This is a genomic window from Methylobacterium sp. E-025 (assembly GCF_022829705.1).
GTDB lineage: Bacteria > Pseudomonadota > Alphaproteobacteria > Rhizobiales > Beijerinckiaceae > Methylobacterium.
Genome location: NZ_JAKSYR010000037.1, coordinates 26,315 through 48,214, shown reverse-complemented (window position 1 = coordinate 48,214; position 21,900 = coordinate 26,315). Strand labels below are relative to the sequence as shown.

Sequence of the window (21,900 nt, the reverse complement as noted above, 5' to 3'; positions counted from 1 at the left end):
CGAAGCTGCAGCATGCCGCATCCGCGACGCCTCGCCCGCACGACCCTCGGCTTCGCCCTGCTGGCGCTCTTGGCACTCCCGGCGGGGCCGGCCCGGGCCCGCCCGTTCACCGATGCGGCCGGCCGCGTGGTCGAGGTTCCGGAGCGGGCCGCCCGGGTCGTCGCCGCCGGCCCGCCCGCGTCCGTGTTGCTCTACACGCTCGCGCCCGAGCGGATGGCGGCCTGGGTCCGGTCGCCCTCCCCCGCGGAGCGGCCCTACCTCGCCCCGGCGACCTGGGGACTTCCGGCCAGCGGCCGCCTGACCGGGCGCGGCGGCACGGCCAACGTCGAGGCGGTGCTCGCCCTCAAGCCGGACCTGATCGTCGACGTCGGCTCGACGGGGCCGACCTACGCCTCGCTCGCCGACCGGGTCCAGGCCCAGACCGGCATCCCTTACATCCTGCTCGACGGCGCCTTCGCCAGGACCGCCGAGACCTACCGTCGGCTCGGCGCCGTCCTCGGACTGGATCAGGCTGCCGACGGGCTCGCGGCCTATGCCGACCGCACCGTGGCGGAGGTCGCCGCCCGCGTCGCGCAGATCCCGGAGGCGGAGCGTCCGCGCGTGTACTATGCCCGCGGCCCGCGCGGCCTGGAGACGGGTTTTTCCGGCTCGATCAACACCGAGATCCTCGAGGTGGTCGGCGCCCGGAACGTGGCCGTCGGCGGCAACGGCCTCGCCAACGTCTCGCCGGAGCAGGTCCTGGGCTGGAACCCGGACGTGATCGTCGCCCTCGATCCCGCCTTCCGGCCCGCCGACGATCCGCTCTGGCAAGGGGTGAAGGCGGTGCGCGAGGGGCGCGTCTACCGGACGCCGACGCTGCCCTTCGCCTGGTTCGACGCGCCGCCGGGCGTGAACCGCCTAATCGGCGTGCGCTGGCTCGCGCACCTGCTCTACCCGGCGCAGTTCCCCGAGCCCCTGCCGGCGATCGTCGCCGACTTCTACCAGCGGTTCTACCACGTCGCCCTCGCCCCCGAGGCGGTCGACGCGCTGCTCGCCGACGCGGTGCCGGCGCACCGATCACGCGACGCCGGGCGATGACCCAGGGCGCCGCGACGACAGACGCGCCCGCGGCGGCGCAGGCCGTCCCCGGCGCGGGACGGCGTGCCTCGGCGGCCGTGCGAGCCTGCCTCGCGCTGTGCGGCCTCGGCGCGCTCGTCCTCGTCGCCCTCGCCGCGGGGAAATTCCCGGTGCCGGTCGCCGAGGTGTTCGCGATCCTGGCCTCCAAGCTGTTCGGGACCGCGCCGGGCGAGGCGACCGCGCAGGTGGTGGTGCTTCAGGTCCGCCTGCCGCGGGTGGCCGCCGCGCTCGTCGTCGGCGCGGCTTTGTCGTCGGCCGGCGCGACCTACCAGGGCCTGTTCCGCAATCCCCTGGTCTCGCCCGACATCCTCGGGGTCTCGGCCGGCGCCGGCCTCGGGGCGGTGCTCGGCATCACCCTCGCGCTGCCGGTCCTCGCGATCCAGGGGCTGGCCTTCGCTGGGGGCCTCGGCGCCGTGGCGATCGTCTACGCGGTCGGCGCGCTGGTCGGCCGGCACGATCCGGTGCTGACGCTGGTGCTGGCCGGCGTCGCGGTCGGCGCCGTGCTCGGCTCAGGCATCTCGCTGCTCAAGGTGCTGGCCGACCCCTACAACCAGCTGCCCGCCATCACCTACTGGCTGCTCGGCAGCCTGTCCTCCGTCACCCTCAGCGACGTCCTGGCGATCCTGCCGGCGATCGGGCTCGGGCTCCTGCCCCTCGTCCTGCTGCGCTGGCGCATGAACCTGATGAGCCTCGGCGAGGAGGAGGCGCGGGCGCTCGGCATCGAGACCCGCTGGCTGCGCCCGCTCCTCGTCGCGGCGGCGACGCTCGTCACCGCGGCGGCGGTCTCGGTGACGGGGGTGATCGGCTGGATCGGCCTGGTCGTGCCGCACGTCGCGCGCGGCCTCGTCGGCCCGGATTTCCGCCGCCTGCTGCCGGCCTCCGCGCTGCTGGGCGCCGGCTATCTCGTGGCGGTGGACCTCGCCGCCCGCACCCTGGCGCCGATCGAGGTGCCGCTCGGCATCCTCACGGCGCTCGCCGGCGCGCCGTTCTTCCTCTGGCTGCTGGCGGCGGGCAAGCGGGGCTGGTCCTGATGCTGTCCGTCGAGGCGCTGGCCTTCGGATACGGCGCGCGCGAGGTCGGCGCCGGCGTCAGCTTCTCGCTCGGGGCCGGCGAGGTGCTGTGCCTGCTCGGGCCGAACGGCGGCGGCAAGACCACCCTGTTCAAGACCCTTCTCGGCCTGCTGCCGGCCCGCGCGGGCCGCGTCCGGCTCGACGGCGAGGACCTGTCGCGCTGGTCGCGCCGCAGGATCGCGCGCGCGATCGCCTACGTGCCGCAGGCGCATGCGGCGTTCTTCCCGTTCACCGTGCGCGCGGTGGTGCTGATGGGGCGCGCGGCCCGGCTCGCGCCCTTCGCCAGCCCCGGCCGCAAGGACCGCGAGGCGGCGGACGCGGCGCTCGAGAGGCTCGGGATCGCGCATCTCGGCGAGCGCATCTACACCGAGATCAGCGGCGGCGAGCGGCAGATGGTGCTGATCGCGAGGGCGCTCGCCGGCGAGCCGCGCATCCTGGTGATGGATGAGCCGACCGCGAGCCTCGATTTCGGCAACCAGACCCGCGTGCTCGAGCAGGTCCGTCGTCTCTCGGCCACCGGCATCGCCGTGGTGCTTTCGACGCACGACCCCGGCCACGCCTTCCTCTGCGCCGACCGCGTCGCGCTGCTGCACGGCGGCCGCCTCGTCGCGCTCGGAGACCCTGAGGCGACGATCACGCCCGAGAGCCTGCGCCGCGTCTACGGGGTGGAGGTGGCGGTGGTGCCCCTGCCGGGGCACGGGCGCTCGGTCTGCACGCCGATCCTGGCGTGATCCCGAGCCTCGGGGGGCATCGCCCAAGGGGTCGGTCGCCCACGAGGCCGGCGGATGCCCCCGGCCCCATGATCGCAGCCGGTCAGTCGACGGCGACCATCACGTCGGAGGCCTTGACCACGGCGTAGGCCTCGCCGCCGACCGTGAGCTTGAGGCTGTCGACCGCCTCGTTGGTGATCGCCGCGGTGACGATCTGGCCGGCGGCGATCTCGATCTTCACGTGCGCGGTGGTCGCGCCCTTCTCGACGGCGACGACCTTGCCCTTGATGACGTTGCGTGCTGAGATCTTCATCGAACAGCCTCTGTGGATGAAAGAAAAGTCACTTGGTGCCGGGCTCGGCCGGGATCTCGGCGCCCTGCCCGGCCGGGATCACGGAGAAGCCTTGGGCTTCGAAGAACGGTTTGGCCGACGCGCTCTTCAGGAAGTCGAGGAAACGGGCCGCGCCGTCGCCCTTAGCCTCGGACGTGACGGCGAACGGGTACACCACCGGCGGATGGCTGGCCGCCGGAAACACGCCGACCACCTTCACGCCCGGATCGGACTTCGCGTCGCTCTCGTAGACTACGCCGAGGGGCGCCTCGCCGCGCGAGACCAGGGCGAGCGCCGCGCGCACGTTGTCGGCCTGCGCCAGCCGCGGCTGGATCGTCGCCCACAGCCCGAGCGTCTCGAAGGCCGCCTTGGCGTACTTGCCCACCGGCACCGAGCTGACCTCGCCGGTGGCGAGCCGCCCGTCCACGCCGAGCGCCTTGGCGAAGCCCTCTACGGTGAACGCAACCTCGCTCTCCTTGGCGTCCTTCGGTGCGACGACGACGAGGCGGTTTTTGAGCAGGTTCACCCGGCTCTCGGCCCGGATGAGCATCTTCTTGTCGAGGTAGTCCATCCATTCGAGATCGGCCGAGGCGAAGAGGTCGGCCGGCGCGCCCGCCTCGATCTGGCGGGCGAGCGCCGAGGAGGCGGCGTAGCTCGCCTTGACCGCGATCCCGGTCTGCGCGGTGAAGGCCTTGCCGGCGTCGTCCAGGGCGTTCTTCAGGCTCGCGGCACCGAATACCGTGACCGTCTCGGCGGCCTGCGCGGCGGTCCCGAGCAGCAGGGCGGCGACGAGGACGGCGCGCGTGATACCGATCAAGAGGACCTCCGAAACGGCCGCCTCGCAGGGGTCGAGCCGGCCGCACCGCTATATCCCAGCAAGTATAGCGATGGCCAGGGCCGATCGCAGGGTCGATGCCGCTCGCCGTGCCGTCGCCGTCCGGGTTAGGATGCCGGACGAGGGGAACCGATGGCGACGCTGAGCATCCGCATCGATCTCGGGCCGGGCAACCGGCTCGGACCCGGTAAGGTGCAACTGCTGGAGATGATCGCCGCGCACGGTTCGATCTCGGCGGCGGGCCGGGCGCTTGGCATGTCCTACCGGCGGGCCTGGATGCTGGTCGAGGCGATCAATGCCGGGTTCCGGCAGCCGGTGGTCGAGGCGCAGATCGGCGGACGGAGCGGTGGCGGGGCGCGGCTGTCCGCCTTCGGCGCGGAGGTGGTGGCGCAGTACCGCGCGGTCGAGCGCCTGGCTGCGGAGGCCGCCGCCCCGTTGCTCGTGCGCCTCGAAGGCGCGGCGGCGGATCCATCCGGCGATCGGGGAGGATCAGGCGACCGACCGGAGGGCGGCGGCGATGGCGTCCCGCTCGGCGGCGAGATCGCCGGTGGCGACGGGGCGTGAGGCGCGGGCGTACCAGTAGGCCGCGTTGGCCGGGTCGCCCTCGAGACGGTGGAGATGGGCGTGGACCCAGGCGGCATCCGCACCCGCCGCGTCCTGGACGAGCGCGTGGGCGCGGTCCCAATGCGCCGGACCCTTCGCCGCCCACCACAGGGCGGCCAGCGCCGGAGGCAGGTCGTGCGGCGGGGCGTCGGCCGCAGGTCCAGGGTCGGGCGGGGCGGTGGGCGTCGCGTCCGGCTTCGTCATCGTCGGCTCCGGCCTGCGCTGGGCTGCAGGCCGGGATGACGCGGGTGCGGGTACGGAGGTTCCGCCTCAGGCGCGCGCGGATTGGCGCAGCGCGCCGCGCCCGGCGTAGCGCCCCTGCGCGCCGAGGCCCTCCTCGATCCGGATCAGCTGGTTGTACTTGGCCAGTCTGTCCGAGCGGGCGAGCGAGCCGGTCTTGATCTGCCCGCAATTGGTCGCGACCGCGAGATCGGCGATGGTCGCGTCCTCGGTCTCGCCGGAGCGGTGCGACATCACCGCGGTGTAGCCGGCTCGATGAGCCATATCGACGGCGGCCAGCGTCTCGGTGAGCGAGCCGATCTGGTTGACCTTGATCAGGATCGCGTTCGCAGAGCCCTCCGCGATCCCGCGGGCGAGGCGTTCGACGTTGGTCACGAACAGGTCGTCACCGACGAGCTGGCAGCGGTCGCCGATGCGCTGGTTGAGCAGGCGCCAGCCCTCCCAGTCGTCCTCGGCCATGCCGTCCTCGATCGACAGGATCGGGTAGGCGTCGACGAGCTTGGCCAGGTAGTCGACTTGGCTCTCGATCGAGCGGACGGTGCCCTCGCCCTCGTAGTGGTAGGCGCCGTCCTTGAACCAGTCGGTGACCGCGCAGTCGAGCGCGAGCACCATGTCGGTGCCCGGCTTGAAGCCCGCCGCCTGGATCGACTCCATGACGAAGTCGAGGCCGGCTTCCGCCGTCGGCAGGTTCGGGGCGAACCCGCCCTCGTCGCCGACGTTGGTGTTGTGCCCGGCCTTCTTGAGCGCGCTCTTGAGGGTGTGGAACACCTCGGCGCCCATGCGCACCGCCTCGGCGATGGAGGTGGCCCCCACCGGCATGATCATGAATTCCTGGAAGTCGATCGGGTTGTCGGCATGCGCGCCGCCGTTGATGATGTTCATCATCGGCACCGGCAGGACCCGGCCCTGGACGCCGCCGACGTAGCGGTAAAGTGGCAGGCCGGAGGCTTCCGCGGCGGCCTTGGCCACGGCGAGCGACACGCCGAGGATGGCGTTGGCGCCGAGGCGGGCCTTGTTGGGGGTGCCGTCGAGCTCGATCATCGCCTCGTCGACCGCGACCTGGTCCTCGGCGTCCATGCCGCCGATCGCGTCGAGGATCTCGGTCTGGACCGCGTGCACGGCGTTGCGCACGCCCTTGCCGGCGTAGCGGCCCTTGTCGCCGTCGCGCAGCTCCACCGCTTCATGCGCGCCGGTGGAGGCGCCCGACGGCACGGCCGCGCGGCCGAAGGAACCGTCCTCCAGCAGCACGTCGACCTCGACGGTGGGGTTGCCGCGGCTGTCCAGAATTTCGCGGGCGGCGATGTTGGTGATCGCGGTCATGAAGGCTCCTCCCCAAGGGCGCACGCGATCGGCGGCGGGCCCGGATTCGGTCTCGTCGCTGCGGCTTATCCGTCAAGGCGCGGCCTCGGGCAAGGCGGTGCGCGATCGCGCGATGCGACCGGCAAAGTGAATGCAAAAGCCGCCGCCGCCCGTTCCGGTTTCGAGCCCCAGCGGCGATGCCGCGAGCGACGCGCGGCCGAACCATGCACGCGGGTCGGATGCACCGCGGCGAGGCCTGCGGTAAGGAGGGCCATGACCGATGAATCCTTGCAGCTGGGGCAGCCGACGCCCCTCCCCGCCGGCCCGCACGAGGCCCGCCTCGACCGGGTGCCGAACCCGCACCCGGATACGGACTACCTTGCCCGCTTCACCGTCCCAGAATTCACCTCGCTCTGCCCGGTGACCGGCCAGCCCGACTTCGCGATCCTGGTGATCGACTACGTCCCGGATCGCTGGCTCGTGGAGTCGAAGTCGCTCAAGCTCTACCTCGGCGCATTCCGCAACCACGGCGCGTTCCACGAGGATTGCACGGTGGGCATCGCCAAGACGCTCGTCGACCTGCTCGGGCCGCGCTACCTGCGGATCGGCGGCTTCTGGTACCCGCGCGGCGGCATCCCGATCGACGTGTTCTGGCAGACCGGTGCGCCGCCCGCCTCCGTCTGGCTGCCCGATCCCGGCGTCCCGCCCTACCGCGCCCGCTGAGGGAAGCCGTACGAACGAAAAGGGCGACCGGAATGCCCGGTCGCCCCAAATTCACGTGCTGGATGGCGAGCCCTTAGTAGGGCGAGCCGTAGTAGCCGCCGTAGGCCGGGGCGCCGTAGCCGCCGTACGCACCGTAGCCGCGGTTGTAGCCGTAGGCATCGCGTGCTGCGCCGGCGGCGATCGCACCGGCTGCGAGGCCGGCGATGCCGAGGCCAACAGCGGCGCCCGTGCCGATGCCGCGACCGCCGCGGTAGCCGTAACCCCGGCCGTAGCCGCCGCCGTAACCGTGGCCGTAGCCGCCGCGGAAGCCGGGACGCGCATCGGCCGTGGTGGCGGAGAGGACACCAGCCGAGATGATCGCGGCGGTGACGAGAGCGAACTTGCGCATGATGATCCTTTCTCGATGATCCATCGAATTTACAAGCTCAACGCTGAAGCTCGGCGATCGTTCCGAAGGTTCCGTGGCGAAGCGGACCCCAGGGGGAGATTCGGTGCCGGCATTCGCGCCCGGCGAAGGTTAACGAAGCGCGCACAAGACCGGGGTTCGGGCCCGTGCTCCGCTTCAGGGCGCGTCGCCACCGCACGGGGATGCAGGGGCGCGTGCCAGCGATGAGGGTCTAAGCTTTCTTCGACCGCGCACGGGTCTTGCGCGCGCGACCCTGCGCGGGCGGAGATCCGTCGAAGGGCGCCGGGCTGCAGAGCCCGAGCGCGCGCCTGTTCCGCTTCCCTTCGCGTCAGCGCGTGGTGTAGTCGCCGGCGCCCTTGGGGCGCTGCATGGCGAACTTCGCGTCCGGCCCGATCTTGAAGTAGTCGAAGTAGCCGCCGCGCATGATCGGCTGCATCGCGGCCGTGTCGACGAGGCCGTCCTTCACGAAGCGGTCGTCGATGTAGATCGAGACCACCTGCCCGATCACCAGGAAGTTGGCGGCCTCGCCCCCTCCGAGCGGAACCAGCGGCACGGTCTGCAGCCACCGGCATTCGAGGGCGGCGGCGGCTTCCGCCACCCGGGGCGCGCGCACCTTGCGCGACGGGGCCGTGGTCAGCCCCGCGAAATCGAACTCGCTCTCGCCGCGCGGCAATGGGGCCGAGGAGGCGTTCATCGGCTCGCGCAGATCGTAGGTGGCGAGGTTGCAGACGAAATCGCCGCCCTCCTCCGCGAAGGTCAGCGCGTCCTTGCGGCCGGTGGAGGAGAACGCGACCATGTCGTCGCCGACCGCGTTGAAGAACGAGTACGGCGCGAGGTTGAGCTTCCCCTCCCGACTCATGGCACTGATCCACCCGATCGGCCGCGGCGCGACGATCGCCTTCAGCGGGTTGTGCGGCAGGGTGCGGTCGTCGGGGGCGTAATGCATGGGTGCGAGCCTTACAGGCGCGTGACGATCTCGGCGAGGTCCGGCCGCGGCCGGTCCGACGGGATCTCCTCGGGGGCACCGATATGGATGAAGCCCGCGAGCTTCTCGCGCGGGTCGAGGCCAAGGGCTTCGAGCACGCGGCGATCGTAGGCGTACCATTCGGTCAGCCAGGCGGTGGCGAAGCCCTGGGCGTTGGCCGCCACCACGAGGTTCATGCAGGCGGCGCCCGCCGACAGGACCTGCTCCCATTCCGGGATCTTCACGTGCGGCCCGGCCCGCGACACGACCGCGACGACGACCGGCGCGTGCGCGAGGCGCTTGGCCTCGAGGTCGAGCCGCGCGGCGTCGGCCTCCGGGTTGTCGGCGGCGTAGGTCTTCGCGATCACGGCCCCGATCCGCTCGCGCGCCGCGCCCGCGATCACGATGAAGCGCCACGGCGCGAGCTTGCCGTGGTCGGGCACCCGCGAGGCCAGCGTCAGGATCGTGTCGATCTGCTCCGGGCTCGGTCCCGGGTCCGTCATCCGCACGGGCGGCACCGAGCGGCGGGTGCGCAGCATGTCGAGGGTGGCGTTCATCGGGGCGTCTCGGCTGGCCGGTGCGGGGCGGTCCCGCGATCGCGTCGGGATTTCGCACGGGTGGGACCGGCTGGGAAGTCGGGCAGCTTGGCGCGGGAAGCGCGAGGACCCTCGGCGGCCTTGCGCTCGCCACGGTCCGGGATCACACGGGCGAGACGGTGACGTTCGGCCGGTTCGGCCTTTGGGGAGAAGGCTTGCGACATGCGCGGACGAAGGCTCGGGCCCGGATTGGCGCTGCTGGCTGCGGTCGCGCCGCTCGCAGCCGCGGCGCAGTCGCCGGACCCCTTCGGCAACCGCCTCGGCGGCGGCCTTCCCTCGCCCTCGATCACGACGCCGGACCTGCCTCCGAGCCAGCCCGAGGGCGAGGCGACCCTGTCGCTCTCCGCGCTGCTGTCGGGGATCGGCCAGCCGCTGCGGTCCGGCCTGGTCTGGCGGATCTACGAGGATCGCACCGACGGCGTCCGGCCCGCGATCGTCGCGCGCTCCACCGACCCGGCGCCGACGTTCAAGCTCGCGCCGGGCGCCTACGTCGCCTCCGTGACCTACGGCTTCGCCAGCGCGACGAAGAAGATCGCGATGTCCGGCCAGCCGGCGACCGACACCCTGCGGGTGGCCGCCGGCGCGCTCAAGCTGTCGGGCGCGATCGGCGACACCCGGATCGCTCCGGCGCAGCTCTCCTTCTCGGTCTTCGTGCCGATCGGCACCAACTCGGAGGGGCGGCTGGTGCGCAGCGGCGTCAAGGCCGGCGAGCTGCTGCGCCTGCCCGAGGGCACCTACCACGTGGTCTCGACCTACGGGGAATCGAACGCGATCCAGCGCGCCGACCTGAAGGTCGAGAACGGCAAGGTCACCGACGCCACCCTCAACCACCGGGCCGCCACGGTGACGCTGAAGCTCGTCACCAGCCCCGGCGCCGAGGCCTTCGCCGGAACGGCCTTCTCGGTGCTGACGCCCGGCGGCGACACCATCCGCGAGGCGATCGGCGCGTTCCCGCAGGTCACCCTGGCGGAGGGCGACTACGTGCTGATCGCCCGCCACGACGGGCAGGTCTACACCCGCGAGTTCAAGGTCGAGAGCGGGCTCGACCGCGACATCGAGGTCCTGGCCAAGGCGGGGTGAGCGGGCGCCGGCGCCTTAGGGCGTCGGGCTCTCGCCATGCTGCCCGTCGAGCACCGTGCCCGTGCTCGGCACGCTCTCGGCGACGGCCTCGGCCCGGCGCAGGTCGGGCGAGGTCGCCTCGGCGACGAAGCTCGCCACCGCCTCCGCGAGCGGCAGGGTCCGGGTCTGCTGGCTGCCCAGCCGCCGGATCGAGACCGTGCGCTCCTCGGCCTCGCGCCGGCCGAGCGCCAGGATCACCGGCACCTTGGCCAGCGAGTGCTCGCGGACCTTGTAGTTGATCTTCTCGTTGCGCAGGTCCGCCTCGACCCGCAGGCCGGCCCGCATCAGCACCCGGACGACCTCCGCCGCATAGGCGTCGGCTTCCCCGGTGATGGTCGCGACCACCACCTGGACGGGGGCGAGCCAGAGCGGGAAGTGGCCGGCGAAGTGCTCGATCAGGATGCCGGTGAACCGCTCCATCGAGCCGCAGATCGCCCGGTGCACCATCACCGGCGGCACCTTCTGGCTCTCGGCATCGACGTAGAACGCACCGAACCGCTCCGGCAGGTTGAAGTCCACCTGCGTGGTGCCGCACTGCCAGTCGCGCCCGATCGCGTCGCGCAGCACGTACTCGAACTTCGGCCCGTAGAAAGCGCCCTCGCCCGGGTTCACCTCGGTGCGGATGCGGCCGCCCGACTGCGCCTCGATCTGCGCCAGCACGCGGGTCATCACCTCCTCGGCATGGTCCCATAGGGCGTCCGAGCCGACCCGCTTCTCGGGCCGGGTCGAGAGCTTCACCACGATCTGGTCGAAGCCGAAATCGGCGTAGGTCGAGAGGATCAGGTCGTTGATCGTGAGGCACTCGTCGGCGAGCTGGTCCTCGGTGCAGAAGATGTGCGCGTCGTCCTGCGTGAAGCCGCGCACGCGCATCAGCCCATGCATCGCGCCCGACGGCTCGTAGCGATGCACGACGCCGAATTCCGCCATGCGCAGAGGCAGGTCGCGGTAGCTCTTCAGACCGTGCTTGAAGATCTGAACGTGGCCCGGGCAGTTCATCGGCTTCAAGGCGAACCAGCGCTTGTCCTCGGCCTCGTCGCCGGCGCTTTGGGCCGCGAACATGTTCTCGCGGTACCAGCCCCAATGGCCGGAGGTCTCCCACAGGGCCTTGTCGAGGATCTGCGGCGCGTTGACCTCGGCGTAGTCGCCCTTCAGGCGGCGGCGCATGTAGGCGATCAGCTCCTGGAAGATCGTCCAGCCCTTGGCGTGCCAGAACACGACGCCCGGCCCCTCCTCCTGGAAGTGGAACAGGTCCATCTCCCGGCCGAGCCGGCGGTGGTCGCGGCGCTCGGCCTCCTCCAGGCGGTGGAGATAGGCGTCGAGCTCCTCCTTCGTGGCCCAGGCGGTGCCGTAGATGCGGGTCAGCATCGGGTTGCTCGAATCGCCCCGCCAGTAGGCGCCCGCGACCTTCATCAGCTTGAAGGCCGGCCCGACCTTGCCGGTCGAGGTCATATGCGGGCCGCGGCACAGGTCGAACCAGTCGCCCTGGCGGTAGACCTTCAGGTCCTCGCCCGGCGGGATCGCGTCGACCAGCTCGACCTTGTAGGCCTCGCCCCGGTCGGCGAACACCTTGCGGATGTCGTCGCGCTTCCAGACCTCCTTGGTGAAGGCCGCATCGCGGGCCATGATCTCGCGCATCTTCGCCTCGATCGCCGGGAAGTCGTCCGGCGTGAACGGGGTTTCGCGCGCGAAGTCGTAGTAGAAGCCGTTCTCGATCACCGGGCCGATCGTCACCTGCGTGCCCGGCCACAGCGCCTGAACGGCCTCCGCCAGCACGTGGGCGCAGTCGTGGCGGATCAGCTCCAGCGCCCGCGGGTCGGTGCGGTCGAGGAACTCGATGCGGGCGTCGCGCTCGATCGTGTCGGACAGGTCGGCGACGACGCCGTCGAGCGCCATCGCGACGGTGCGCTTGGCCAGCGATTTCGCGATGCCTTCGACCACGCTCCGTCCGGTCACGGCCTCGTCGTAGGCGCGGGTGTTGCCGTCGGGGAATGTCAGGATGGGCATCGTCGCGGTGTCTCCGGGCTCACTCCTGCGTACGCGGCAGGTAAGCGCAAACGAGGGTCGGTCCCCGCGCGGGGCGCGGGAGCGGCCGTTTAGACCGTTTCCGGGCGGGAGGAAACGCCGCGCCGCGCGGCGGCGGGGCTTGCGCCAAAGAAAGAACCCCGCGCGGTCCTTCGACCGCGCGGGGCTGATGTCGTCGTCCGCGCGAAGCGCGAAGCGGGCTACTCGGCGGCGATCTGGTGCGCCTGCGAGCCGTCCGTGTAGGTCTCGGGCGTCAGGCGCTTGCCCGGCGCGGCGCGCCCCGGCAGCGGCGGCAGCGCCAGCGCCTTGGCGAGGTCGATCCCGGCCCCTTCCGCGACCCGGCGGCCGTAATCGGCGTCGGCATGCGAGAAGTGCCAGACCATCCGCAGCTGGATCGCCTCGGGGCACTGCTTCATGTCGCCGACGAGGTTGGCGATCAGGTCGTCGCGCTCCCAATCCTGGAACGAGCGGTAGCGCACGCCGGCCTGGGTGTAGTCGTCCTCGGTGCGCGAGGTCTGGTAGCGGCCGAGGTTGCCCTGCACCGGCTGGTGGTAGTCCTTCGCGGGCTTCGGCGCCTCGCGCAGGCCCTCGGCCAGCGTCGAGGGCTCGTAGTTGATGTGCTTGTTCGGGCCGGTCCCGTCGACGCCGTAGGTCATCTGCCCGTCGCGCTGGTTCGAGTAGACCTTCACGCCCGGCTGCGGCGCGTTGATCGGCAGCTGCAGGTAGTTGGCGCCGACCCGGTAGCGCTGCGTGTCCGAGTAGGACAGCGTCCGGCCCTGGAGCATCTTGTCGTCCGAGAAGTCGATGCCGTCCACGAGCACGCCCGTGCCGAAGGCCGACTGCTCGACCTCGGCGAAGAAGTTGTCCGGCACGCGGTCGAGCACCATGCGGCCCACGGGCAGCAGCGGGAAGTCCTCGACCGGCCACAGCTTGGTGTCGTCGAGGGGATCGAACGACAGGTGGTCGTTCGGGCCGTCCGGCATGATCTGCACGCAGAACTCCCACTCGGGGAAGTTGCCGGCCTTGATGTTGTCGTAGAGGTCACGCGTGGCGTGGCCGACGTCCTTGCCCTGGATCTCGGCCGCCTGGGCCGAGGTCAGGTTGCGGATGCCCTGCTTGGGCTCCCAGTGGAACTTGCAGAGCACCGCCTCGCCCTGGTCGTTGACCAGCTTGTAGGTGTTGACGCCCGAGCCTTCCATCTCGCGATAGTTGGCGGGGATGCCCCACGGCGACTTCAGGTGCGTCACCATGTGGATCGCTTCGGGGTGCTGCGCCACGAAGTCGAAGAAGCGCCACGCCTCCTGGCGGTTCGTCACCGGGTCCGGCTTGAACGCGTGGATCATGTCGGGGAACTTGATCGCGTCGCGGATGAAGAAGACCTTGAGGTTGTTGCCCACCAGGTCCCAGTTGCCGTCGACGGTCTTGAACTTGACCGCGAAGCCGCGCGGGTCGCGCTCGGTCTCCGGGCTCTCCTTGGCGCCGGCCACGGTGGAGAAGCGCACGAACATCGGCGTCTTCACGCCGGTCTCGTTGAGGACGCGGGCGCGGGTGTACTTGGAAGCCGGCTCGTTGCCGATCTTGCCGTAGGCCTCGAAGTAGCCGTGGGCGCCGGCGCCGCGGGCATGCACGACCCGCTCGGGGATGCGCTCGCGGTCGAAATGCGTGATCTTCTCGATGAACTGGTAGTTCTCGAGCGTCGCGGGACCCCGCTCGCCCACCGTGCGCGTGCTCTGGTTGTCGCGGACCGGGTGGCCCTGGCGGGTCGTCAGGATCGGGCGTTGATCGCTCATGCGAAGAATCTCTCCGTGGTGGTGACGAGGCTCGAGGATCGGCGCCTGCGCCCGCGAACGAGGGGACGCCGTTTCCTGGAATCGTTCCGGGCTCTCCTTATGCGCCACTCCGAACCCATTAGCCAATGCATCGTCGCAAAGGGTATGATAGACAAAAACTATGAACCTTGCCGGCTTGTCGCTCCGCGACCTCGAATACGTGGTCGCCATCGCCGACGAGGGGCATTTCGGCCGGGCGGCCGAACGCTGCAACGTCAGCCAGCCGACGCTCAGCGTCCAGGTGCGCAAGCTCGAGGGCGCGCTCGGGCTCGTGCTGTTCGAGCGCTCCAACCGGCGCGTGCTGATGACGGCGCCGGGCCAGATCATCGTGCGTCAGGCTCGCGCGGTGCTGGCCGAGGCGCAGCGCCTGCTCGCGCTGGCCAGCGAGGGCCGCGGCGCGCCGCTCACCGGTAGGCTCGTGCTCGCGGCGATCCAGACGCTCGGGCCGTACTTCTTCCCCCTGGTGCTGCGGACGATGCGCCAGGAATTCCCGATGCTGGCGCTGGCCCTCAGCGAGGGCCGCACCGCCGACATCCTCGCCTCCCTCCGCGACGGGCGGGTCGACGCCGCCCTGGTGTCGCTGCCCCTGCCCGCCTCGGGGCTCACCGTCTCGCCGCTCTTCGTCGAGCCGTTCCGCCTCGCCTGCCCGGCCGACCATGCGCTCGCGCAGGGCGGGGCCCTGCGCGCCGCCGATATCGCCGGGCCGGACCTGCTGCTCCTCGACGAGGGCAACTGCCTGCGCGACCAGGCGATCGCCGCCTGCGGGGCGGGCAGCGCCGCCGGGCGCCATGCCACCAGCCTGGAGACCCTGCGCTCGATGGTGGCGGCCGGGGCCGGCTACACCCTGCTTCCCGCCCTCGCCGTCCCGTCCGGCCCCGATCCGAGCGGGCTCACCGTGATCCGCGGCTTCGACACCGACGGGCCGGGCCGGACCATCGCGCTGGCCTGGCGGGCGAGCGACCCGCGGGCGCCGGGCCTCGCCGCGTTGGCCGCCTTCTTCCGCGCCCAGGCGCCGGCCGGCACCGCCGCCTGCCGCGAGGCGACGATCGCCGCCGGGTGACGAACGGGTCGCACAGGGCTGGGTTGTGCGCCCGTGCGCGTGACAGGCCGGGCGACAGGGTGTAGCGCGGCGCCAGGATCGCGGACCGCCATGCGATCGATCGAACCTGGCGCGTCGCCTTGCCTTTTCCCGCACGGACCATCGCCCTCTGGGCGGCGCTGATCGCCGCCTCGGGCCTGCTCGGCTTCGGCCTGAAGCTCGGGCAGTTCCCGGCCGCGTTCCTGCTCGGGCCGATGATCGCGGCGATCGCGTTCGGGGTGCGGGGGGCGCCGCTCCGGATGCCGCGGCCGGCCTTCCAGGCCTCGCAGGCGATGATCGGCTGCATGGTGGCCCACGCCATCACCGCGGAGATCACCAAGACCCTGATCGCGGACGGCCCGCTGATCCTGCTCGTGGTCGGCGTCACGGTGCTCGCCGGCGCCCTCGTCGGGCTGGTGCTCACGCGCCTGCGGGTGCTGCCCGGCACGACCGCCGCCTGGGGCTCCTCGCCGGGCGGGGCGGCGGCGATGGTGGCGATGGCCGAGGAATACGGCTCCGATCCCCGCCTCGTCGCTTTCATGCAATACGTGCGCGTCGCCGCCGTGGTGCTCTCGGCCTCGCTGGTGGCGCGGCTGCTGACCGATTCCGTGGCGGCCGGCCCGCCGCCGGCGGTCGCCGAGGCGGCGACCGTGCTGCCGGTGCTGGTCACGCTCGCGGTCGCGGCCGCCGGCGCCGGCATCGCGCTGTGGCTCCGCCTGCCCGCCGGCGCGCTGATCGGGCCGATGCTGCTCGGCGCGGCGCTTCACGCGACCGGCGTCGCCAGCATCACCCTGCCGCTGCCGATCCTCGAGCTCGCCTACGCGACGATCGGCTGGTACGTCGGCCTGCGCTTCACCCGCGAGACCCTGCGCGCGACGCTGCACGCGCTGCCCGGCATCCTCGTCGCGACGCTCGCCGTGATCCTGCTCTGCGCCGGCTGGGCGCTCGGGCTGACGCACCTGCTCGCGATCGACTTCCTCACCGCCTTCCTCGCGACCAGCCCCGGCGGCCTCGACTCGGTGGCGATCATCGCGGTCGGCTCGAAGGTCGACGTGTCGTTCGTGCTCGCGGTGCAGACGCTCCGGCTGTTCGTGGTCCTGATCACCGGCCCGGTGCTGGCCAAGTGGATCGCCCGCGCGGTGCCGCAGGAATCGGCGTGAATGGACGAGGCGGCGTGAATGCACGCGCTCTGGCTCGCCTTCCTGAATTCCTGGCGCGGCCTCGTCCACGGCGCCCGCACCGAGCGCGCCGTGCGGCTCGAGCTGGTGCTGCTCGTCGTCGGCGTGCCGGCGGCCCTCGTGCTCGGCGCGAGCCTCTGGGTCCGCGTCGCGCTGATGGCGACGCTTCTGCTGATGCTCGCCGCGGAGTTCCTCAACACCGCGATCGAGAAGCTGTGCGATCACCTCCATCCCGGCCGCCACCCGCGGATCGGCACGGTGAAGGACCTCGCTTCGGCCGGGACGTTCTCGGCGCAGGCGATCGCCGCCCTGGTCTGGGTCGCCGCGCTGATCGACCGGCTCTGACGCCGCGGCGTTCCCGCCATCGTCGCTCCCGAGCCGGGACCGTGCGGACTGCCGAGCGAGCCTTCACCGTGACGCCGTCGCTCGGACGCTCGCGGAACGCCCGAGCCGGCGTCCGGATCGTCACGAAGCCGCTCGCGCTCCGACGTCCCGCCCGGGCGGCGGTGCGGACCATGGTCCCTGCCGCACGTCCGTCGGTCTCCGGCATCCGGGGCCGGGCAGGCATGCGGGGCCGAGCGGGGGCGCGCGCTCGCATCTTGCGCGGCAAGCGGCTATTGCCGGCCGCATGTCCGACACCGTGAAACCCGCAAGTCCTCCGGCCGAACCGGCACCCGACTACATCCGCAAGATCCTCACCGCGCGGGTCTACGACGTGGCGATCGAGAGCCCGCTCGATCCGATGCCGCGCCTGACCGTCCGGCTCGGGCGGCCGGTGCTTCTGAAGCGCGAGGACCTGCAGCCGGTCTTCTCGTTCAAGCTGCGCGGCGCCTACAACAAGATGTCCGGGCTCTCGCCCGAGCAGCTCGCCCGCGGCGTGATCTGCGCCTCGGCCGGCAACCACGCGCAGGGCGTGGCCTTGGCGGCCGCGCGCCTGCAGGTGCGGGCGGTCATCGTGATGCCGCGCACGACGCCCGCGATCAAGGTCGACGCCTGTCGCGCCCGAGGCGCCGAGGTGATCCTGCACGGCGACGCCTTCGACGAGGCGCTGAGCGAGGCGCGGCGCCTGGAGGCCGAGCAGGACCTCACCTTCCTCCACCCCTTCGACGATCCCGACGTGATCGCCGGCCAGGGCACGATCGGCATGGAGATCCTGCAGCAGCATACCGGCCCGATCGAGGCGATCTTCGTGCCCGTCGGCGGCGGCGGGCTCGCGGCGGGAATCGCGACCTACGTCAAGTACCTGCGGCCGGAGACCAAGGTGATCGGCGTGGAGCCGGACGACGCCGCCTGCATGGCCGAGGCCCTGAAGGCCGGCGAGCTCGTGCTGCTGCCGAGCGTCGGGCTGTTCGCCGACGGCGTCGCCGTCCGCCAGGCCGGGGCCGAGACGTTCCGGCTGTGCCGCCAGCACCTCGACGAGGTCATCACCGTCGACACCGACGCGATGTGCGCGGCGGTGAAGGACATCTTCGACGACACCCGCGCGGTGTCCGAGCCGTCCGGCGCGCTCGCGCTCGCCGGCGCCAAGCTCTACGCCGAGCGCGAGGGCGGCGCCGGCACGCTCGTCGCGATCTCCTCCGGGGCGAACCTCAACTTCGACCGCCTGCGCCACATCGCAGAGCGGGCCGAACTCGGCGAGGAGCGGGAGGTCCTGCTCGGCGTCACCATCCCGGAGAAGCCCGGCGCCTACCGGGCCTTCATAAGGGCCCTGGGACCGCGCGCGATCACCGAGTTCAACTACCGCTACGCGCCGGGCGCGCAGGCCAGGATCTTCGTCGGCATCAACCTGCCCGGCGGCCGGCCCGAGAAGCGCGACCTCGTCGCGGGCCTCGTCGCCGGGGGCTACGACGTCCACGACATGAGCGACAACGAGATGGCCAAGGTCCATGTCCGCTACATGGTCGGCGGCCGCGTCTCGGGCCTGGCGCACGAGCGGCTCTACCGCTTCCAGTTCCCGGAGCGGCCGGGCGCGCTGCTGAAGTTCCTCGACGCGCTCGGCGAGGACTTCAACATCACCCTGTTCCACTACCGCAACCACGGTGCCGATTACGGCCGGGTGCTCGCCGGCATCGCCGTGCCCCCCGACGCCAAAGGCCGTTTCGACCGGGCTGTCGAAGCTCTCGGCTTCCCGTGCTTCGACGAGACCGAGAACCCGGCCTACCGGATGTTCCTGGACGGCGAGCCCGCGGCGGCCAGGACCGGCATCGCCGGCTGGTTCGGGCTCAGGAAGGCCTGAGCGACCTCGGGTCCGGCGCGCCCCGAGCATTTTCGAGCGAGGCGGCTCCCAGCTCGCGTGAAGAAAATGCGACTTCACAAGATGCAGCATCTTCGAGCGAGGTGGCCCCCGGCTCGCGTGAAGACGGTGCTCTAGCGCTGCGCCGTCTCGACGCTGACGACGTCGGGGTTCGCCCGCAGGGTCTCGGCGATCGCCTCGACGCTGGTCGCCGACAGGCGCACGAACGCGACCTCGATCTCGTCGAGGGCGGGGTCCTCGGCGGTGCGCGCCACGAACTGGCGCACCCGCGAGGCCCGTTCGCCGGTCGCCGCGTGCAGGGTGTCGATCGACAGCGCCCCGCGCTTGGCGACGAGGCGGAGGGTCCGCGTCTGCATCCGGTCGCGCCAGCGCTCCTCCAGCGGCTTGACGCCCGCGAGGATCGCGACGACGAAGGTCGTGGTCGCCACCGCCGGGACGTAGAGCCCGCCGCCGATGGCGAGCCCGATCGCCGCCACCGCCCACAGGCTCGCGGCGGTGGTCAGCCCCTTCACGACCTCGCCGCGCAGCAGGATCGTGCCCGCGCCGAGGAAGCCGATCCCGGAGACCACCTGCGCCGCGACGCGCGACGGGTCGAGGACGACGTTCCGGGCGCCCAGCGCATCGGCGAAGCCGTAGGTCGAGACCAGCATGATCAGGCACGAGCCGACGCAGACCAGCATGTGCGTGCGCAGGCCGGCCGCCCAGAGCAGGCGCTCGCGCTCGAGCCCGATCACGCTGCCGAGCAGGGCCGCCAGCGCGAGCCGGCCGATCATCTCTCCGTTGCCGAGCAGGGCCGGTCTCCGTTCTGTCCCGCGATCCTCTGGGGACGATAGGCCGGTTCAGCCCGTCATGCGACGCCGAGCGCGGCCTTCTCCACCTCGTAGGCCGCACGCACGGTCGCCTGCCCGTAGGTGCGCTCCAGGCGCCGGACGGTGAAGTGGGCGCGGGCCATCGACTGGAAGTGGCTCATGAAGGCGGTGTTGACCGCCGCGCCGCCGAACGCGCCCAGCACCGGCACCGCCTGCGCGGCGACCTTCTGCGAGACCACGATGCCGAAGCGCGCCGCGATCTGCGCGGTGAAGCGGATCAGCGCCGGCGCCGACTGGTCGAGCAGCGTCTTGCTCCCGGCGTAGCGGGCGGCCTCCGCCATCGTCTTGGCGAGGGCTGCGCGCACCGCGAAGTAGCCGCTCTCGGTCAGGCCGGTGCCCTCGGCCGCGCCCGCCGCATCGCCCTTTCCGCCCAGCGCGAAGACCTGGACGCAGGCGAGCGCACCCTCCGGGTCGTCGAGGTCCTCGCCCTCCTCCCGCGCGATCTCGGCGATCGAGCGCAGCATCAGGGTGGTCGAGACCGGCAGCTCGACGGCCAGCGTCGCGAGGCCGAAGGCGCCTCCGAACGCCCCCGACAGCGCGGCCATGGCCTTGTGGTTGAAGGTGCTCGATCCGGTCAGGCTGCCGAGCAGCGCGCCGAGGCGTCCCTCCGGCTTGACGGCGACGCTCTCGATCTCGGTGCCGGCGGCCGGCGCGACCGCGACCTTCGGCAGGGTCTTGAGCGCAACGCGCAGCGCCCCGCGCATCGCCGCCTCGGTCGAGCGCCCGACGACCTCGGTCACCGGGGCCGGCAGGGACCGGCCGATCATGTCGAGGGGAGCGCCGGCGGCGGCCGAGAGCCGGGCGGCGAGGCCCGGCTGCTCCAGGGCACGGACGGACCGACGCAATGCCGCGAGGTCCGCCTCGTTCAAGGGACGCTCGATGGACTCGGTGGCGGCCGGAAGGACCTCACCGGTCAGCGCGATATCGCTCATGCATTCCTCCTCAAGCCTGGGTTCTCAGGGGCACGCCCGGCGAACCGGTAGGAAGCGGGACGGGCGCGGGAGGGTTCCCGTGCCCGCCCGCGGCGGCCATCCCCGCGTCGCCCGAGGCCGGCACGGGCCTGCGGCTCGGCGTTCTGCCGACGGCGAGGCAGAGCAGCACCACCGGGATGCCGACCGCAGAGGTCAGGACGAAGAAGGTCGGGTAGCCGAAGGCGGCGACGATGTAGCCGGCGGTGCCCGCGACGAGCTTGCCCGGTAGCGCGTAGAGCGAGGAGAACAGGGCGTACTGCGTCGCCGCGTAGCCGGGGGTGGTCAGGCTCGACATGTAGGCGATCAGCGCGATGCCGGCGAAGGAGCCGCAGAAGTTCTCGATCGAGATCGCCACCGTCAGCCGCCAGACCTCCGGCCCGCCGGTCGACAGCCAGGCGAAGGAGAGGTGCGAGGCGGCGGCGAGGAAAGCGCCGGCCAGCAGCGTCGGGAACATCCCGAATCGCGCCATCGCCCAGCCGCCCGCGAACCCGCCCGCGATGCCGACCCAGATGCCGTAGAGCTTGGTGACGGTGGCGATCTCCTTCAGGTCGAAGCCCAGCGTCCGGTACAGCGGGCTCGCCATCACGCCGGAGACGAAATCCGGCATGCGGTAGAGCGCCACCAGCACCAGCACGCCCCACAGGGCCGGCCCCATCCGGCCGTGCAGCTCGACCAGGGGCTCCAGCACGGCCTGGCGGATCGACAACAGCCGCGTCCCGGTCGCCTTCGGCGTCTGCGCGGCTGCGACCGCCGGCTCGGGGCGCCGGGTGTCGAAGGCAGGCGCGAGCAGGGCCGCGATCAGGCCGACGAGCATCAGGGCCGCCATCGTCAGGTAGGCGAAGGTCCAGCCCTTGTCGGAGGCGATGAACAGCGCGCCGGCGCCCGCTGTGATCAGGCCGAGGCGGTAGCCGAGGTTCGAAGTCGCCGCGAGGATGCCCTGGAAGTCGGTGCCGGCGGCGTCGATGCGCCAGCCGTCGACGACCACGTCCTGGGTCGCGGCGCAGAAGGCGACGAGGAAGGCGCCGAGGCCGAGCAGCGCGAGGCTCGTCTGCGGATCGGCGAAGGCCATCAGCACCAGGCAGAGCGCCACCGCGACCTGCGTCGTCACCATCCAGGCGCGGCGGCGCCCAAGACGAGCGCTCAGCACCGGAACGTCGATCCGGTCGATCATCGGCGCCCACAGGAACTTCAGCGAGTACGGCAGCGCCACGTAGCTGAACAGGCCGATCGCCTTGACGTTGATGTCCGAGAAGGCGAGCCGCAGGGTGAACGTCCCGAGCACCAGGAGCAGCGGCAGCCCCGAGGAGAAGCCGAGCGCCAGCATCAGGACGATGCGCCGATCCTCGACGAGGTCGCGGGCCCGCAGCCGTCGTGCGGGCTTGTCGGGTGCGGTGTCCATGGCCATGCGGTGGAACTCCTTGACGCCCTTCCGCCTTGATCCGTGAGAATCGTGGCAGCCTTGCGCCGCCCCCGCATCGGGGGCGATCCGTGCGGGGTGCGGCGGCCGGATCATGGTCGATGTCTGCTTAACGCGACATCGCACATTTGCCTGGGTACAAGCGGGGCGGGGCGGGAACCTTGCCCCTGCGTACCTGTTCGGATGATGCGAGCGTAGCCGTTCCGCTCGCAACGGTCTGCCGCGCTGGCCCGGCGCGGCGGCCATCCCTGCCTCGAGGCTCCTCGCGTA

Annotated in this window: 22 protein-coding genes; 10 read left to right on the top strand and 12 right to left on the bottom strand. The window is 71.8% G+C overall.

Annotated elements, in window-relative coordinates; all coding sequences use genetic code 11:
• Positions 1 to 12: 12 nt before the first annotated feature.
• Genes MKK64_RS02965 through MKK64_RS02955 form a run of 3 tightly spaced genes read left to right on the top strand, consistent with a single transcriptional unit; the run spans position 13 to position 2,917 of the window.
• Complete coding sequence (locus tag MKK64_RS02965) at positions 13 to 1,077, top strand: iron ABC transporter substrate-binding protein (RefSeq protein WP_243932176.1); 1,065 nt, start codon at positions 13 to 15, stop codon at positions 1,075 to 1,077.
• The gene (locus tag MKK64_RS02960) at positions 1,074 to 2,147 is read left to right on the top strand and encodes a FecCD family ABC transporter permease (RefSeq protein ID WP_243932175.1); all 1,074 of its coding nucleotides are present in this window, start codon (positions 1,074 to 1,076) and stop codon (positions 2,145 to 2,147) included. Before MKK64_RS02965 ends, MKK64_RS02960 begins: the two co-directional genes overlap by 4 nt.
• Complete coding sequence (locus MKK64_RS02955; protein ID WP_409566119.1) at positions 2,147 to 2,917, top strand: ABC transporter ATP-binding protein; 771 nt, start codon at positions 2,147 to 2,149, stop codon at positions 2,915 to 2,917. The genes MKK64_RS02960 and MKK64_RS02955 overlap by 1 nt, the downstream gene beginning before the upstream one ends.
• Before the next feature lie 82 nt (positions 2,918 to 2,999).
• Here MKK64_RS02955 and MKK64_RS02950 read toward each other — a convergent pair whose 3' ends face one another.
• Both MKK64_RS02950 and modA read right to left on the bottom strand, forming a co-directional pair.
• Positions 3,000 to 3,209, bottom strand: coding sequence for a molybdopterin-binding protein (locus tag MKK64_RS02950; RefSeq protein ID WP_147726238.1), 210 nt, complete (start codon positions 3,207 to 3,209; stop codon positions 3,000 to 3,002).
• Between the two features lie 28 nt (positions 3,210 to 3,237).
• On the bottom strand, positions 3,238 to 4,044 hold the full coding sequence (gene modA, locus MKK64_RS02945) for a molybdate ABC transporter substrate-binding protein (protein ID WP_243932174.1): 807 nt from the start codon (positions 4,042 to 4,044) through the stop codon (positions 3,238 to 3,240).
• 150 nt (positions 4,045 to 4,194) lie between these two features.
• Here modA and MKK64_RS02940 point away from each other — a divergent pair, with 150 nt between their 5' ends.
• Positions 4,195 to 4,626, top strand: coding sequence for a winged helix-turn-helix domain-containing protein (locus tag MKK64_RS02940; RefSeq protein WP_243932173.1), 432 nt, complete (start codon positions 4,195 to 4,197; stop codon positions 4,624 to 4,626).
• Here the strand turns inward: MKK64_RS02940 and MKK64_RS02935 are convergent.
• Both MKK64_RS02935 and eno read right to left on the bottom strand, forming a co-directional pair.
• Positions 4,552 to 4,869 carry a hypothetical protein gene (locus tag MKK64_RS02935; RefSeq protein WP_243932172.1) on the bottom strand — a complete coding sequence of 106 codons (318 nt, stop codon included), beginning with the start codon at positions 4,867 to 4,869 and terminating at the stop codon, positions 4,552 to 4,554. The genes MKK64_RS02940 and MKK64_RS02935 overlap by 75 nt on opposite strands.
• Positions 4,870 to 4,935: 66 nt before the next feature.
• The gene (eno, locus tag MKK64_RS02930) at positions 4,936 to 6,225 is read right to left on the bottom strand and encodes a phosphopyruvate hydratase (RefSeq protein ID WP_147726241.1); all 1,290 of its coding nucleotides are present in this window, start codon (positions 6,223 to 6,225) and stop codon (positions 4,936 to 4,938) included.
• 252 nt (positions 6,226 to 6,477) lie between these two features.
• Between eno and queF the strand changes: the two genes are divergently transcribed.
• On the top strand, positions 6,478 to 6,927 hold the full coding sequence (gene queF / locus MKK64_RS02925; protein WP_147726242.1) for a preQ(1) synthase: 450 nt from the start codon (positions 6,478 to 6,480) through the stop codon (positions 6,925 to 6,927).
• Positions 6,928 to 7,000: 73 nt separating this feature from the next.
• Here the strand turns inward: queF and MKK64_RS02920 are convergent, their stop codons facing one another.
• From MKK64_RS02920 to MKK64_RS02910, 3 genes are all read right to left on the bottom strand, one after another.
• Positions 7,001 to 7,315, bottom strand: coding sequence for a hypothetical protein (locus MKK64_RS02920; protein WP_147726243.1), 315 nt, complete (start codon positions 7,313 to 7,315; stop codon positions 7,001 to 7,003).
• Between the two features lie 346 nt (positions 7,316 to 7,661).
• On the bottom strand, positions 7,662 to 8,279 hold the full coding sequence (locus MKK64_RS02915) for a flavin reductase family protein (RefSeq protein ID WP_243932171.1): 618 nt from the start codon (positions 8,277 to 8,279) through the stop codon (positions 7,662 to 7,664).
• A gap of 11 nt (positions 8,280 to 8,290) precedes the next feature.
• The gene (locus MKK64_RS02910) at positions 8,291 to 8,854 is read right to left on the bottom strand and encodes a nitroreductase (protein ID WP_147726245.1); all 564 of its coding nucleotides are present in this window, start codon (positions 8,852 to 8,854) and stop codon (positions 8,291 to 8,293) included.
• A 201-nt stretch (positions 8,855 to 9,055) separates the two neighbouring features.
• Here MKK64_RS02910 and MKK64_RS02905 point away from each other — a divergent pair, with 201 nt between their 5' ends.
• A complete protein-coding gene (locus MKK64_RS02905; protein WP_243932170.1) occupies positions 9,056 to 9,973 on the top strand; it encodes a hypothetical protein in 918 nt (305 codons plus the stop codon).
• Between the two features lie 15 nt (positions 9,974 to 9,988).
• Here MKK64_RS02905 and thrS read toward each other — a convergent pair whose 3' ends face one another.
• Together thrS and MKK64_RS02895 are read right to left on the bottom strand one after the other, a co-directional pair.
• Positions 9,989 to 12,016, bottom strand: coding sequence for a threonine--tRNA ligase (gene thrS, locus MKK64_RS02900; protein ID WP_243932169.1), 2,028 nt, complete (start codon positions 12,014 to 12,016; stop codon positions 9,989 to 9,991).
• A gap of 218 nt (positions 12,017 to 12,234) precedes the next feature.
• Complete coding sequence (locus MKK64_RS02895; protein WP_147726248.1) at positions 12,235 to 13,824, bottom strand: catalase; 1,590 nt, start codon at positions 13,822 to 13,824, stop codon at positions 12,235 to 12,237.
• A 160-nt stretch (positions 13,825 to 13,984) separates the two neighbouring features.
• Between MKK64_RS02895 and MKK64_RS02890 the strand changes: the two genes are divergently transcribed.
• The 4 genes from MKK64_RS02890 to ilvA all read left to right on the top strand — a co-directional run bounded on the left by MKK64_RS02890 (position 13,985) and on the right by ilvA (position 18,355).
• The gene (locus MKK64_RS02890) at positions 13,985 to 14,923 is read left to right on the top strand and encodes a LysR substrate-binding domain-containing protein (RefSeq protein ID WP_147842090.1); all 939 of its coding nucleotides are present in this window, start codon (positions 13,985 to 13,987) and stop codon (positions 14,921 to 14,923) included.
• Between the two features lie 119 nt (positions 14,924 to 15,042).
• Entirely contained in the window at positions 15,043 to 16,101 is a 1,059-nt protein-coding gene (locus MKK64_RS02885; RefSeq protein ID WP_147842089.1) for an AbrB family transcriptional regulator, read from the top strand.
• Positions 16,102 to 16,119: 18 nt separating this feature from the next.
• Positions 16,120 to 16,464, top strand: a complete 345-nt coding sequence (locus MKK64_RS02880; RefSeq protein ID WP_147727848.1) for a diacylglycerol kinase — start codon at positions 16,120 to 16,122, stop codon at positions 16,462 to 16,464.
• A 283-nt stretch (positions 16,465 to 16,747) separates the two neighbouring features.
• On the top strand, positions 16,748 to 18,355 hold the full coding sequence (gene ilvA, locus MKK64_RS02875; protein ID WP_243932168.1) for a threonine ammonia-lyase, biosynthetic: 1,608 nt from the start codon (positions 16,748 to 16,750) through the stop codon (positions 18,353 to 18,355).
• A 131-nt stretch (positions 18,356 to 18,486) separates the two neighbouring features.
• Here ilvA and MKK64_RS02870 read toward each other — a convergent pair whose 3' ends face one another.
• From MKK64_RS02870 to MKK64_RS02860, 3 genes are all read right to left on the bottom strand, one after another.
• A complete protein-coding gene (locus MKK64_RS02870) occupies positions 18,487 to 19,146 on the bottom strand; it encodes an MgtC/SapB family protein (RefSeq protein WP_243932167.1) in 660 nt (219 codons plus the stop codon).
• A gap of 74 nt (positions 19,147 to 19,220) precedes the next feature.
• Complete coding sequence (locus MKK64_RS02865; RefSeq protein WP_243932166.1) at positions 19,221 to 20,174, bottom strand: EcsC family protein; 954 nt, start codon at positions 20,172 to 20,174, stop codon at positions 19,221 to 19,223.
• Positions 20,175 to 20,184: 10 nt separating this feature from the next.
• Positions 20,185 to 21,618, bottom strand: coding sequence for an AmpG family muropeptide MFS transporter (locus tag MKK64_RS02860; protein WP_243932165.1), 1,434 nt, complete (start codon positions 21,616 to 21,618; stop codon positions 20,185 to 20,187).
• Between the last annotated feature and the right edge of the window lie 282 nt (positions 21,619 to 21,900).